Annotated in this window: 15 protein-coding genes and 1 pseudogene; 6 read left to right on the plus strand and 10 right to left on the minus strand. The window is 60.1% G+C overall.

Features of this window, described 5'->3' with window-relative positions:
* Nucleotides 1-14: 14 nt before the first annotated feature.
* A complete protein-coding gene (locus GA829_RS21035) occupies nucleotides 15-293 on the minus strand; it encodes a PepSY domain-containing protein (RefSeq protein ID WP_023795810.1) in 279 nt (92 codons plus the stop codon).
* A gap of 257 nt (nucleotides 294-550) precedes the next feature.
* Between GA829_RS21035 and GA829_RS21040 the strand changes: the two genes are divergently transcribed.
* Nucleotides 551-1,048 (plus strand): cupredoxin domain-containing protein, encoded by a 498-nt coding sequence (locus tag GA829_RS21040; protein WP_258051801.1) that lies wholly within the window; start codon nucleotides 551-553, stop codon nucleotides 1,046-1,048.
* Between the two features lie 341 nt (nucleotides 1,049-1,389).
* On the opposite strand, the gene GA829_RS21050 is transcribed toward GA829_RS21040, so the two are convergent.
* The 5 genes and pseudogenes from GA829_RS21050 to GA829_RS21070 form a co-directional block, all read right to left on the minus strand.
* Nucleotides 1,390-1,980, minus strand: coding sequence for an NAD(P)H-dependent oxidoreductase (locus tag GA829_RS21050; RefSeq protein ID WP_195174598.1), 591 nt, complete (start codon nucleotides 1,978-1,980; stop codon nucleotides 1,390-1,392).
* A 32-nt stretch (nucleotides 1,981-2,012) separates the two neighbouring features.
* Nucleotides 2,013-2,399, minus strand: a complete 387-nt coding sequence (locus tag GA829_RS21055; protein WP_195174599.1) for a hypothetical protein — start codon at nucleotides 2,397-2,399, stop codon at nucleotides 2,013-2,015.
* Nucleotides 2,400-2,487: 88 nt separating this feature from the next.
* A complete protein-coding gene (locus tag GA829_RS21060) occupies nucleotides 2,488-3,741 on the minus strand; it encodes an MgtC/SapB family protein (protein WP_195174600.1) in 1,254 nt (417 codons plus the stop codon).
* Nucleotides 3,742-3,754: 13 nt separating this feature from the next.
* A pseudogene (gene trxA / locus GA829_RS21065) lies at nucleotides 3,755-4,135 on the minus strand (thioredoxin); the annotation flags it as partial.
* Nucleotides 4,136-4,141: 6 nt separating this feature from the next.
* Nucleotides 4,142-4,966: a universal stress protein gene (locus GA829_RS21070; protein ID WP_195174602.1), complete on the minus strand. Its 825-nt coding sequence runs from the start codon at nucleotides 4,964-4,966 to the stop codon at nucleotides 4,142-4,144.
* Between the two features lie 201 nt (nucleotides 4,967-5,167).
* Here GA829_RS21070 and GA829_RS21075 point away from each other — a divergent pair, with 201 nt between their 5' ends.
* Nucleotides 5,168-5,551: a phasin family protein gene (locus GA829_RS21075; RefSeq protein WP_195174603.1), complete on the plus strand. Its 384-nt coding sequence runs from the start codon at nucleotides 5,168-5,170 to the stop codon at nucleotides 5,549-5,551.
* A 73-nt stretch (nucleotides 5,552-5,624) separates the two neighbouring features.
* Nucleotides 5,625-5,918 (plus strand): c-type cytochrome, encoded by a 294-nt coding sequence (locus tag GA829_RS21080; protein ID WP_195179751.1) that lies wholly within the window; start codon nucleotides 5,625-5,627, stop codon nucleotides 5,916-5,918.
* A 109-nt stretch (nucleotides 5,919-6,027) separates the two neighbouring features.
* Here GA829_RS21080 and GA829_RS21085 read toward each other — a convergent pair whose 3' ends face one another.
* Nucleotides 6,028-6,414, minus strand: a complete 387-nt coding sequence (locus GA829_RS21085) for a translational machinery protein (protein WP_195174604.1) — start codon at nucleotides 6,412-6,414, stop codon at nucleotides 6,028-6,030.
* A 69-nt stretch (nucleotides 6,415-6,483) separates the two neighbouring features.
* The gene (locus GA829_RS21090) at nucleotides 6,484-6,723 is read right to left on the minus strand and encodes a lipoyl domain-containing protein (RefSeq protein WP_195174605.1); all 240 of its coding nucleotides are present in this window, start codon (nucleotides 6,721-6,723) and stop codon (nucleotides 6,484-6,486) included.
* A gap of 362 nt (nucleotides 6,724-7,085) precedes the next feature.
* On the opposite strand from GA829_RS21090, the gene GA829_RS21095 reads away from it, so the two are divergent.
* On the plus strand, nucleotides 7,086-7,358 hold the full coding sequence (locus GA829_RS21095; RefSeq protein WP_308462071.1) for a hypothetical protein: 273 nt from the start codon (nucleotides 7,086-7,088) through the stop codon (nucleotides 7,356-7,358).
* On the opposite strand, the gene fixJ is transcribed toward GA829_RS21095, so the two are convergent.
* Complete coding sequence (gene fixJ / locus GA829_RS21100) at nucleotides 7,355-7,969, minus strand: response regulator FixJ (RefSeq protein ID WP_195174606.1); 615 nt, start codon at nucleotides 7,967-7,969, stop codon at nucleotides 7,355-7,357. The two genes, GA829_RS21095 and fixJ, sit on opposite strands and share 4 nt — an antisense overlap.
* Nucleotides 7,956-9,512, minus strand: coding sequence for a PAS domain S-box protein (locus GA829_RS21105; RefSeq protein WP_195174607.1), 1,557 nt, complete (start codon nucleotides 9,510-9,512; stop codon nucleotides 7,956-7,958). Before GA829_RS21105 ends, fixJ begins: the two co-directional genes overlap by 14 nt.
* Before the next feature lie 200 nt (nucleotides 9,513-9,712).
* Here GA829_RS21105 and GA829_RS21110 point away from each other — a divergent pair, with 200 nt between their 5' ends.
* Both GA829_RS21110 and mgtA read left to right on the plus strand, forming a co-directional pair.
* Nucleotides 9,713-10,522 carry a universal stress protein gene (locus GA829_RS21110; RefSeq protein WP_195174608.1) on the plus strand — a complete coding sequence of 270 codons (810 nt, stop codon included), beginning with the start codon at nucleotides 9,713-9,715 and terminating at the stop codon, nucleotides 10,520-10,522.
* Nucleotides 10,522-13,137, plus strand: a complete 2,616-nt coding sequence (gene mgtA, locus GA829_RS21115) for a magnesium-translocating P-type ATPase (protein ID WP_258051802.1) — start codon at nucleotides 10,522-10,524, stop codon at nucleotides 13,135-13,137. Before GA829_RS21110 ends, mgtA begins: the two co-directional genes overlap by 1 nt.
* Nucleotides 13,138-13,141: the final 4 nt, after the last annotated feature.

Raw genomic sequence — 13,141 nt, forward strand, 5'->3', positions numbered from 1 at the left:
CTGAAACGCTTCGATCAATTTTCGCCGGCTTCGGCATTGTCGAGCTTTTCCAGGGTCTCGGCATTGTAAGCCAGGTTCACCTTCTTGCCGGCCTTGTCGACCGCATAGACCTCGTAGCAGCCTTTCTCCACCTTGATCTGACGGACGGTGAGGCCTTCGCCGGTCAGCTGCGCTTCGAGTGTTGCCTTCGGCTTGAACTGTGATTTCGGGGCGGTGCTGCAGCTGCCGCCGGCGGCGAGTGCTGGCCCTGCAATCAAGCCCGCGAGGGCGGCTAGAACAAGAGTGCGGTACATGACGGCTCCATTTTGAAGAGTGGGCGCGGATGTTGCGCCTGTGGGTGGGATTTCGGGCTTCAGTCAGACGGCGAGACGACCGTCATTGGTGCGGCATAACCAATTCAACCTGACAACTGGCTGACAGCTGGATGGGCGTCACCGATCGGGCTCGCGCCGGACGGTTTGATCTGGCGCAAGGACGGCGGGTGACACCGCGAGCAGGGTGACGGCCAGGATGTAGAGCGCTTCTGCTGCCGTCCTGAAGGAGGATCGCTATGAAAACCATATCCAGGAGAGCAGTGCTCGGGCTTGCTGCCGCAATGCTCATGGCCGGCAGTGCCGGCGCCGTTCACGCTGCTTCGCTTGTCCAGGTCTCGCTGTGGGACAAGGGCGCGAGTACGGAGATGCCGATGGGGCTTGCCTATGCAGCGCCAGGACTCGATCTCGCCAAGGCGACTATGGGCATCAAGGCTTTGCCCGGTGCGGTGAAGGCCGGAGCGGTCACATTTAATGTGAAAAATGACTCCAAGGACACGATACATGAAATGATCGTGATGTACCTTGCCACTCCTGACAAACCGCTTCCTTACCTTGAGGCCGAGAACCGGGTCGACGAAGACAAGGCCGGCGACAAGGGCGAGGTGTCGGAGCTCGATCCCGGCAAATCAGGCACATTAACCGTCGATCTGAAGGCTGGAAAATACCTGCTTATCTGCAACGTGCCAGGCCACTATGGCGCCGGCATGTGGGCCGAATTCACCGTCAAGCCATAGGCCTCTCGCAAGCTGCCGGGATCGCCAGTTTTGTCGGTTAACCGCTGGGGCGACGGAACGGCTGCCTGGGTAGTGCACGACGTTTGTGTGGTTGAAGACCGCATTACCGTCGCCTGACATCGGGCATAGATCGTAATCCGCCTTCGTTTGTTTCTGTGGCAAACATGGAGCGCGTCACGAAAGCGACGATCCGCAGGTCCGATCCTATGCCTGGGGTGGGTAAGGCTGAAGGTCGAGGCATGTACGGTCTGTCGGATGGGACTGCATGTGGTTGATGGTGCTCTGCTTAATCTAAAACTGCCGCGCATCCCGGGTCACGTGCCGTGGACGCCCAACCAGCGTTATCTGGCCCGCTCACCCAGCTCACGCATTTGCCGGATCCACTTCGCCCGCGTGGCATCTCTGGTGCCAGCAACCATGCCAAACAAGGTCTCGCGCACCGGACTGATACCGACAAAATGGAGGATGCTTCGCCGCATGCCAGCGATGCCGTGTCCTAGGAACCATAACCGGTAAAGAACGGATGGCATGCCCATGGTCACCACGACGCGCGCAGAGCGGCCGCGAAGCAGTGTCTTGGTGAAGCCGCCGCTCTTTTCCGGGTAGGCAAAGGCCGTTCCTGGTCGCATTACCTGCTCTAGAAATGCCTTAAGCATTGCCGGCATGGTTCCAAGCCACATCGGAAAAACAAACACGATGTGCTCGGCCCAGACGATCGCTTCAGCGGCATCCCTGAGACTGTCCGGGATCGCGCCGTGCTCAAACGCCTGCATCGTTCGCAGAATCGGAAAATCGAGCGCTGCCAGATCGACTCGGCGGACGACATGTCCCGACTGTTCCGCGCCCTCCCCATAGGCCTTCGCAAGACCACGGCAGAGCCGGTCAGGGGACGGGTCGGGATGACCGACGACGATGAGGATGCGTCGCGACATGGTGTGCCCCGGGGGAGCCTGGCGTTGCAGCGTTAGGGACGCTCGACCCTTGCTACCTGATAGGTGTGCATGGCCCCGTTGCGCTCGATCGATACATATTCACCGGTCACGAACCGTTCGTCGCCGAGATGGAAGCAAATCTCGTCGTCACGATCGCCTTCGGCGTAGTCGAAAAACCACTGGCCGCCGGGCTTACGCCGGAGCTTGCCTATCAGATCCTGCTCGCCGGTGCGAAACCGGCGAACGCGACAAGAGGCCCTGTGCGATTTCCACTCTTCCGCATCGATCCGGCCTTCGCCGGTCAATGGAGCAAGCACATCGTAACCCTCCTCGCGGTCACCTTCTGGATGACCTTTCTCGCGGGCGAGCAGCAGCTGGACATTGCGGAATTTGGGGGTGAGGTCCTTCAAATTGGTCATGGCGAACTCCTTTCAAGGAGTTCCATAGAGCGATTGCAGAGCCTGGCCCTTGATCCGCATCAAAGAAGGCTCGAGAACCGCGTTTCAATCAAGGGCTAAGCCACAGCATCGCGCAGGCGCCCATGGTCGCGGCGATCAGGGTTGCGGCGGCCAGTGGCAGCCAGAACCTGACTGGACCGGCGGAGATTGCGAGCAGCAGGCGTCCAATCGCGTTTGCTGCCAGCGCCGCCAGCACCGCCTGGCCCACGGTCTCAATGGACACCGAATGCTTGATCAGGCGCAGTGCGCCGAGCACCGAGACATCGACGTCGAGTGTGCCGGCCAGTGCCGAACTCGCCAGCAAGCCGCGCCCGCCGAACTGAGCGGCCAGCCCCGCACTCGCGGTCGCGACGACAGCAAAGAGCAAGGCGAAGAGCAGCAACGGGCCCAGTTCGAATGGATTGCGCGCGATGGCTCTGCCTTCGCCGTTTCCGCTGTTCCGGGTCAGCAACAACGCGCCGCAGACAGCGAAGGCGAGCGCCGCGGCAATCGCCGGAATGGCGACCGAGGCGAATACGCTTGGCTCGATGATAAGAACCACGGCGCAGACGCGCAGCACCGAAACCATTGCAGCCAGCGATGCCGCCCCGGCAAGCGCCAGCCGATTGGCTGCAGATGTGGTGGCGTTGCGGGCAAGCGCCAAGGTCACGGCGGTTGAAGAGACGATCGCCCCGGCGAGCGAACTGACCAGCAGACCACGCGTATTGCCCAGGATGCGAACAGCCACATAGCCGGCGAACGATATCGAGGCCATCAGCACCGTCAGGAACCAGACCTCCCAAGGATTGAACCCGCCCCAAGGGTCCATCGGCTGGTTTGGCAGCAAAGGCAAGACGATCGCCGTCATCACCGCCAGGATCAGCGCCGAACGGAGTTCGATCCAGGTCAGTCGCTTCAAAAGACCGTGCAGGACCTCGCGGCTGGCCAGGATTGCCGCCAATGCCGCTCCACCGGCAGCAGCCGCCCGATGATCGCCGGCGACGGAAAGCGCGCCAAGGGCAAAAACGGCAAGGCTCGCAATCACGCTCGTGACGCTGAAATCCTCGTCATGGGCAGCCTCGCGCGCCTTGTACCAGGCAAAGATTGCCGCAAAGGCGATGAACCCGCCGACCAGCACGGATACCGCGCCGAGCGCGTTGGCCAGGGCGGCGAGAACGCCGCCGAGTAGGCCGGATATGCCGAATGTCCGAATTCCGGCCGTTCGACTGCGATCGGGTGCATCCCTTTCTTGCCAGCCACGCTCCAAACCGACGAGCAGACCTATTGCCAGGGCGAGCCCGAGCCTAGCGATGAGCGGATCCATTGGCGCGGCGACTTCAGGCGGCGACCGTCGGCAGGCGGTCGCGAACCCACCTGACGATCTGGCCTGCCGTCATTGCGCCGGATGTGCGTGCAATCTCGCGCCCGCCATGGAAGAGGACCATCGTCGGGATGCCACGAATGTCAAGCCTTGCCGCAACGGCCTGCTCGCTGTCCGAATTGAGCTTGATCAGGCGAACATGCGGCTCCAGCTCGTTGGCAGCCGCTTCGTACGCCGGGGCCATCAGCTTGCAGGGGCCGCACCAGGGTGCCCAGATATCGACGACAACGGGCAGGCTGCTGCGCGAGATCTGATGATCGAAAGTCGCTGCGTCGACGTCTTGCGGGTGGCCCGAAAACAGCATGGTCCCGCACTTTCCGCATTTCGCCTCGAGGCTCCTTCCTCAGTTCGATATGAAACGATGCAATGATCCGCTGCGCAGCACGGAACGCGTCACGCCGCCAAAGGTCCTCTCCAGTGCCCGGCTATGACCATAGCCACCGAGAACAATGAGATCGGCCGCAATATCCTGTCCGATCTGCAGGAGGATTTCCGCCGGTTCGGAGCGGCGCGCATCCAAGATTTCCGATCGCGCCTTCACCCCGTGGCGCGTCAGAAAGAGTTCGACATCCGCTGCATTTTCCCTGGGCCCAGTATTCCCATCGTCTACGGTGGCGATCACGACATCCCTGGCGGTGATCAGGAAAGGCATAGCGTCGATAACGGCACGTCGCGCTTCCCGCGTGTCATTCCATGCAATCAGGATGCTTTCGGCCTTGATCGGCGCCAATGGGTCCGATGCCACGAGTATCGGACGGCCAGCCGCAAGGATGAGACTTGCCGGATCCAGCATACGATGACGGTCGACCACCAGATCCGCCGAAGGCGAGCCAGTGACGATCAAGTCGGCGGCACGCGCATTGAGTGCAAGTTGGCGCGTGGGATTGCCTACCTCTCCGCGCCACGAGGCACGATTGCTGCCTGCGACGATGCTCAGGAATTCCTCTCCCAGGCAGTCGAGGCGGCCTTCAATCTCCTCCACCTGACGCCACAACGCCTTGGTCGCGGCCTGGTCATCAGTGCCGGTCGGCATGACAAAATGCGGCTCGGCGGCGCAGAAGCCAATCAGGTCGGCCTCGAGCCGTTGAGCAAGATTCCATGCCATCGCGATGCGTGGCGCGGCGATCGCGTCCGCGTCCAGTTGAACCATGATCGTCTTGAAAGCCATCGCGTCATTCCATCTGCGGTTGACGCGATTTGGCCATCAAATAGAGGGGGGCACCTTGATGCGCGTCAAACGCGCAACGAAACCGGGTGGGGTCGGCACGCTCGTACAGTCCGCAACGCTCTAGAGTTGATCCTGATCAAGGACATGATGACGAATGGCGTCAACGTCGCGCTGTGGAGATTCAGAAAGGAGTAGTCGATAATGCACACCCAGCCCGAACCATCCTCATTCGGCACACGATTGTTGCCGATTGCGGGAAATGGCCAGAAGTTCTTCCTTGCTGCCGCGTCTCTTCAACTGGACGCTTTCAAGGCGATGATGCGCTATAACGTCGAAACCCTGGCATTTCTGAAGCATCGTTGCGAACAGGACGTCAAGCTGGCCGACGATCTCATCACCGGTCCGGAGTTCAATGACGCTTTCGACATCTTTGCCGCTTTCCTACAGAATGCGACCTCGCAATATGTCAGCGAAGCCGGAAAGGTCGCTACACTGACCTCCAGGCTTGCCTCGGAAACGGCCAAGCGGGTCCGCAAGGAAGCCAGAAATGCGATCGAGGACGCAGCGGCAAAGACAGTCGCGTAGATCGGCAATGCGGAGGTCGTCAAACATGAACAGCCTTTACAGGCGTTGTCTTCTGCCGGCTTCCGCCCTTGCAATGATGCTGCTCGGACATGTGCATCCAGCCCTGGCCGATGGCTTAGCTGATCACGGAAAGGCGTTGGTGGAAGTCAATTGCGCCCGCTGCCACGCCATTGGAAAAACCGACAAGAGCAGCCATCCTGACGCCCCGGCGTTTCGCACCTTGTCAAAGCGATATCCGATCACCGATCTCGAGGAGGCCCTCGCCGAGGGGATTTCGACTGGCCATCCAGACATGCCTGAGTGGATCGCCAGCCCCGACCAGATCGACGCAATTATCGCTTACATCAGCACCTTGCAGCAACCGTGACCGGGGCTGTGGAAGCGGCAGCCCACCGAACCTGACGCCTCCATTGCACAATGGAAGCGTCAACCGATCTGGTGGTTGTTAACGCGCCAGCAAAACGGCGCGTACCAAGCTAGGGCAACATCCTGTCAGCTGCACGGAAAAACGACCGAGCATGCGCCACGATCTGGGCCTCCGTAGGATGATCGGCAGGTTCAACGCCGATGACGCGATCCTTCAAGTGGGGATGGTGGTCGCGTATATGCTTTGCCAACTCGTCTTTTGCCGAACCTGGCCCCACGATCAGCCATTCCTTCGCCGGCTGTAGCGCCGCGACGATGTCCTGGTAGAAGGACTGGTTTTCCGGTGCACGCTTGCCGTCGACGGTGCCTGCCTTGTTGTGGGTCTGATGATGCGCAAGCGTGGTGGCAAGCCTAAGGCTCTCGGCCGATTCACGATTGAAGAAAAACACTTTGGCTTCGCGATGGTCCAGCCAGGCAACGGCATGTTGGGTTTGCATATTGATACATCGTTGGGGCTATAGTTGGGGAATGAGCGCAATCAACCGGACGAGACGTCCTCACGCGGGCTAAGACTCCAGCGTTGCCAGGATCGAGCCGGGCTCGATGACGGTATTGGCTGTGGCGACAATCGTCGCGCGGCCACCTGCCGGCGCGACAATCTCGTGCAGCGCGTCTTCAACGCGAATTTCGGCTATTCGCTCTCCGGCTTTGACTGTGTCACCGCTCGTAATGAACCAGCGCTCCAGCATGCCCTCCGGCAACATGCTGGACGCCCACAGGCCTTCATCGACCTTGATATAGTGCATCGCAATTCTCCCTATGCCGACGAATGATATGCGCTCGCGCAGCGCGGTCCTTGATCCCGATCAATCGGCGTACGACGCAGGGTGCTGCAATTGCACGGCGTTTGACGGTGATCAATTTCTGATGCGGCAGCTGTCCTAAGATCGCCGGCCGTCGACGGAGTGAGGCCATGAAGCAGTACAAGGAAAGCAGCCGTTGGCGATGAGCGTCCGATCAGATATTGGCGCTGCTTCCGCAATCAATTGGGTTGCCCGCGCCGTGCATGTGATTGGCGCCAATGACGATATGGCGTCTGCCGCAAGAACCGTTAGCCACATCAGCCTGACGCCCGGCAACGCGTGTGCCTGTGCGGCAATTCCAAAAAATGATGCAGATCAATGCGCAACGCATCGTTTGCGAAGATTTTGATACGATGTGGACCCCTATCCTAAGCGCACCTTATGGTCGCCATCTCGAACTCGCCGTCTTCGACGAGGAGGGAGCGCATGCCCTGGTATTTCCCTGCATAAAGAGCCGCGAAGGTTGGAAAAATGCTGCCACCGGCGCCCGTGTCGACATCCGTCCGACCCACTGGCGCGAGTGGGAAGAGGAGAAGGTTCAGGCCGGCACTGGCAACCCTCTCGGAGGTTCTCCCTAAGGCCTGGATTCCACGATCAATGCCATGCGCACGAGATGTGACAGGCTGCTTGCGCCCATTTTGCTCATGACATTGGCCCGGTGGATTTCGACCGTGCGCGGACTGATCCCCAGATCGTAGGCAATCGTCTTGTTCGGTAGGCCCGAAACAAGTCCATCCAGCACCTGCCGCTCGCGTTCTGACAAGGTCGACAGACGCGCGCGGATATCCGCAGAATGGGGATGCGCCGCGTTCGCCTGGTTCCGGTTGGCTAGCGCGGAACGGATTGCCTCGATCAGCATCTCGTCGTCGAATGGCTTTTCGATGAAGTCGGCAGCGCCCTCCTTCATCGCTTGAACGGCAAGAGCCACGTCGGCATGGCCCGTCATGACAATAACCGGAATTGTATGTCCGCCCGCTCTGAGCTGGCGCAGGAACTCGATGCCGTCTATGCCCGGCATGCGCACGTCGGTGACGATGCAGCCGTCGAGATGGCCTGTCGCCGTCAAGAGAAAAGCGGTGGCCGATTCGTGCAAGCGTACTGCGAAGTCTGCTGTCGCCAGAAGAAAACCGAGCGATTTGCGGACGTCGACATCGTCATCGACCACGTGCACCAGATCACTGTCGGCCATTTGTGATCTCTTCCTTCTCTACGATGCGCAAGGTGAACCGGAAAGCGGTTCCGCCGGCCGGCATGACCTCGGCCCATATATGACCACCGTGCGATTCAACGATTGTGCGGCAAATGGAAAGCCCGACACCCATGCCTTGCTTCTTGGTCGTTACAAACGGCTGGAAGAGCTGCGCCGAGACCTCCGGCGCGAGACCTGGGCCTGTATCGATCACGCTCACCTCGGCCATCCCATCATCCCGGGCAATGGTTGTGACTGTCAATTCGCGGCGCGGCGCGTCCTGCATGGCCTCCACCGCGTTGCGCATCAGGTTGAGCAGAACCTGCTGAATCTGGATGCGATCGGTCAAGACCAGTTCGGCGTCAGGGTCAAGCTTGTAGCTGACAAGAAGATTTATCTCCCTCGCGCCAACCAATGCCAGCGATGCGGCTTCCTCGATCAGCATCGGCAGCCGTTCGACCTGGCGCTCGCTTTCGCCCCTTGCAACAAAATCCCTCAGATGACGAATGACGTCGCCTGCCCGCAAGGCCTGCTCAGCCGCCTTTTCGACCGCATCCCGAAGCATCGGCGCATTCTCGTCCTGGCTCTTCTCAAGCAGCCGACGACTGCCTTTGAGGTAGTTCGTAATCGCAGTCAGTGGCTGGTTGATCTCATGGGCAAGCGTTGAGGCCATTTCGCCAAGTGCTGTAAAGCGCGCCATGTGGAGGAGCTCCTGCTGCTGCTCCTGGATTCTTGCCTCCGCCCGGTGGCGTTCGGTCAGGTCGCGGCAGAAGCCGGTAAAGAAGCGTCCGGTTCCCGGATGCATCTCGCCGACGGAAAGCTCCATCGGGAAAGTCGTGCCATCCTTGCGCGCGCCGGTAACCGTCCGGCCGAGCCCGATGATCCGGCGCTCTCCTGTCGTCAGGTAGCGAAGCAGATAGGCATCATGCTCGTCGCGGTAGGGCGAGGGCATCAGCATTTTCACGTTTTGACCAATGACTTCGCTTGACTGATAGCCGAACAGCGTTTCGGCAGCGGTGCTGAAGGATTGAATCCCACCCTGTTCGTCGATGACGACCATCGCGTCCGGCACTGTTGCCAGGATCGATCGCAAATGGTCCTCACGCAGCCTAAGTGCTGCGTTTGCAAAGGACAGATCGCTGACATCCGTGCCTTCAATGAAGATCGCGGTGATACGGCCATCGTCGGCCTTGACCGGCTGATAGACAAAATCAAGGATGCGCTCCTCGACCGGCCCGTCGGCTTTGTTGCGAAGGCCAACCTTCACCCCGTGGCCGATGTAGGGCTTGCCGGTCGCGTACACATGGTCCAGATGTTCGAAAAACTCGTGTCCTTCGAGTTCCGGAAAGACCTCCCGCACGGACTTTCCAATCACGTGCCTGTGGCCGATCAATCGCTGGTAGGCGGCATTGGTCAGCTCGAAAACGTGACCTGGCTCGCGCAGGAGCGCTATGAAGCCCGGAGCCTGATCGAACATTTGCGACAGCAGTGATTTCAGTGTCGTTCCGCCGGGCGACAAACTGAGCGCTTCGTCCTTGATCACCTGAAGTTCCTAGGTTCGAGACCGTGCTACGGGGCCTAACTATCACTTCTCGCAGCACGCGCAAAACGGATCGAGCCGGCGATTTCGGGCGCAGGTGCAGTTGGCGGATGCAATTGGCGATCTTTGACGCGCATCAAGGCATTGGACGCTGACGAATGCAATTCATCACGCATTCCATCGTTCAGCGAAAGGCGTCCGCAATGTCTTACAAGTCAATCATCGTCAACCTCGCCATCGATGCGCCTCCGGCACCCATTGTAAAGGCGGGGATCGAGCTCGCGGAGCGGTTCGGAGCCCGTCTTATCGGCTTGGCGTCTGCGGATGTTCCGCCCTTGGTCTCGACCGGCGAAGGCATGGTCTATGAAGGCGAGATCATGCAGATCCAGCGGACGGAGATCGAAAAGCGGCTTGCCGAACTGCGTGCCGAGTTCGAGAGGCTGGTTCCTGCTTCGATCTTTAGCGAATGGGGCCAAGCTGTTTGCAGCCCGACCCGGTTCCTCAGCGTTTCGGCCAGAGCGGCAGATCTTATCATTACCGGCCAGGCAGGAGACAATGTCTTTCGCGACGTGGATGTCGGCAGTCTGACACTGGATGCCGGACGTCCGGTTCTGGTCGCCGCAACCAACGTCGAGCACGTCCTTGCAAAGACCATTCTCGTGGCATGGAAGGACACCAGGGAGGCACGGCGAGCGATGGCTGATGCATTGCCTTTCCTGGCCAACGCAAGCGAAGTCGTCATCGTCACGATTGACACCGACCGCGACGAAAGCATTCGTGACAGCCTCGCCGATGTCGCGGTTTTTCTCGAGCACCACGGCATCAAGGCACAAACCGAGCTGATCGCCGGCGAGGCTGATGGCGACCGGTTGCTGACATTCGCACGCTCGATCCATGCGGACCTGATCGTCTCGGGCGCCTATGGCCATAGCCGCTTGCGGGAATGGGCGTTCGGCGGCGTTACCCGCACGCTGATCGAAGAGAGTGGCATCAACCGTTTCATGTCGTACTGATGATCGGCGACGCCGGCCAGCAATCCGTCTCGTCACAGGACGGCGCCTATTGGTCGATCGAGGCCAATGACCTCCTGCTGCTTCTTGAGACCTCGGTCTCGGGGCTTGCTTCGTCCGAAGCGGCATCGAGGCTCGCAAAATTTGGCCGAAACACACTCGCGTCGACATCAAGCGCCTCGGCCTTGGCAGTGTTTGCCCGCCAGTTCCGCAGCCCGCTGGTGCTGATCCTCATTTTCGCGGCCAGCGTGTCGGTCTTCGTCGGGGAGGGCCAGGAGGCTGCGATCATCGGCGCGATAGTGCTGGCAAGCTGCGTCCTGAGCTTCACCCAGGAGTACGGTGCGTCGCGGGCGACCGAAGCACTGAAACAGCGTATTTCGCGCAGGGCTATTGTGTTGCGCGACGGCGCCGAGTGCTCGGTAGCCGCCGAAGAGATCGTGCCGGGCGACCTGATCCGGCTTTCGGCCGGAAACCTCATCCCTGCGGACGGTATCATTCTGGACGCGCGCGATTTCAATGTCAGCCAGGCCGCGCTGACCGGCGAAACCTTTCCCGTTGTGAAGGAACCCGGCAGGACGCCGCCAGAGGCTTCCCTCGCACAGCGCAGCAACGCGGCCTTCACGGGCACATCGGTCCGTAGCGGCACCGCAACCGTGCTTGCCGTAGCAACCGGCTGCCACACGGAATTCGCATCGATTGCAGCGGCCCTGGAACGAAAGATCCCAGAAACCGGATTTGCCCGGGGCATAAGACAGTTCGGCTATCTGATGACCGAGATTATGCTGGCGATCGTGATCCTGGTGTTCTTCGCCAATCTGCTGCTGCATCGACCGTTGATTGAATCGTTGCTGTTTTCGCTGGCACTCGCGGTGGGCCTCACGCCCGAACTTCTCCCGGCTATCATCAGTGTGACCCTTGCTCGGGGTGCCCGCGCAATGGCTGTCAACGGCGTCATCGTGCGCCGTCTCGATGCCATCGAGAATCTGGGCAGCATGGATCTGCTGTGCACCGACAAAACGGGGACGCTTACGGAAGGCGTTATCCATCTGGATGGATGGCTCGATGTCGATGGCAATGCATCAGCCGACATCCTGCTCTGGGCCCGTCTTAATGCAACCCTGCAGACCGGTCTGAAGAACCCGCTGGACGAAGCGATCGCTGCTGCGTCGGGCGAGACAGCATCGTTGGCTGCCTTCACGAAAGTCGACGAAATCCCCTATGATTTCATTCGCAAGCGGCTTTCCGTTGTGGTGCGGACCAAGGACGCCCAGGATCTTCTGATTACCAAAGGCGCCGTACAAAATGTCCTCGAAACCTGCAGCTTTGTGCGAACAGCCAAGGGCCTGGAACCTCTCAATGAAATGCACCGTGCGGCAATCGACGAAAAATTCCGGCGCTGGAGCGCGGACGGCTACCGCGTTCTCGGCCTGGCAATCCGTCCGTTTGAGGGCCAGAAAACGTTCAGCAGGGAAGACGAGATAGGTCTTGCCTTCGCGGGCTTCCTGCTTTTCCTCGACCCGCCAAAGAAAGGCGTCAAGGAAACGCTTGCCGAGCTCGCCCAGCGCGGCATCGCCGTAAAGGTCATTTCTGGCGACAACCGTTACGTTGCCGCGCATCTCGCCCAGGCGATCGGCTTGCGCGCCGACAGGATCATGACCGGCGACGAGCTGTCCAAATTGACCAAGAGCGCGCTGTTTGCGGGCGTGCAGCACACCGACCTCTTCGTCGAGATCGATCCCAACCAGAAGGAACGCATCGTTCAGGCCTTGCGGAGCAGGGGCCATGTCGTTGGTTATCTTGGCGACGGGATCAATGATGCGCCTGCCCTTCATGAGGCAGACATAGGCATCTCTGTCGACAGCGCTGTCGATGTCGCGCGCGAAGCGGCCGATATCATCCTACTCAAACAGGATCTCGGCGTGCTTGTGCGCGGCGTCGACGATGGCCGCAAGACCTTCGCGAACACGATGAAGTACATTTCAATCACCACCAGCGCCAATTTCGGCAACATGATCAGCATGGCTTTCGCCTCGCTTTTCCTGCCCTTCCTGCCGCTTCTGGCAACGCAGATTCTGCTCAACAATTTCCTTTCCGACGTTCCTTCCCTCGCCATTGCGACTGATAATGTGGATGCGGACCAGATGCGCCGGCCGCGCCACTGGGACATCCGTTTTGTGCGGCGGTTCATGATCAGCTTTGGCCTGGTCAGCTCGCTGTTCGACTTCGCGACCTTCGCGTTCCTGCTCTTCTTCGCGCATGCAACCGCGGCCGCATTCCAGACCGGCTGGTTCGTCGAATCGTTGCTGACAGAGCTTGCAATCGTGCTCATTGTGCGCACGCACAGAGCTTTTTGGACGAGCCGACCGAGCCCGTTACTTGCCTGGCTTACGTTGGGTGTTGGGGTTGTCGCGATCGCGGTCCCCTATCTGCCGTTTGCTGCCTGGTTCGGCTTCGTGCCTTTGCCGCTGCCCGTGCTTGCCGGGCTTGTCGCAATCACCACGCTCTATCTGTTGGCCTCTGAGGCGACGAAGCGCTGGTTCTTTCGCCAAGAGAGCCGCCAGCCGCACCGGAAGAGGGGGCAGATGATTGAAAGAGGGACCAAGCCTCATGCAGCCTAGCCGA

This window comes from Mesorhizobium sp. INR15, from assembly GCF_015500075.1.
GTDB lineage: Bacteria > Pseudomonadota > Alphaproteobacteria > Rhizobiales > Rhizobiaceae > Mesorhizobium.